Consider the following 207-nt stretch of genomic DNA (forward strand, 5'->3'; position numbering starts at 1 on the left):
CTCTGGCGCTGACGTTTTGCTCCTTGTTCGTGCTCTTTAGAGTTTTGAAACCCGCGCAGCGCATCGGATTTCCAGGCTTTTACCTGCTCAACGTAGAGACCTTTCTTTCTACAATATTCACTCAACTCGGCTTCATTCAAACTGGCAGTTTCGAGTACGGTGGCAAATTTAGCTTCTGCTGACCAATGTTCAGAGGTTGGTTTATTT

Annotated in this window: 1 pseudogene; it reads right to left on the minus strand. The window is 45.9% G+C overall.

Annotation, left to right across the window (positions count from 1 at the left end):
- Nucleotides 1–207 (minus strand): annotated as a pseudogene (locus CWB99_RS23600) (IS3 family transposase); the annotation flags it as partial.

The organism is Pseudoalteromonas rubra, from assembly GCF_005887095.1.
GTDB classification, from domain to species: domain Bacteria; phylum Pseudomonadota; class Gammaproteobacteria; order Enterobacterales; family Alteromonadaceae; genus Pseudoalteromonas; species Pseudoalteromonas rubra_E.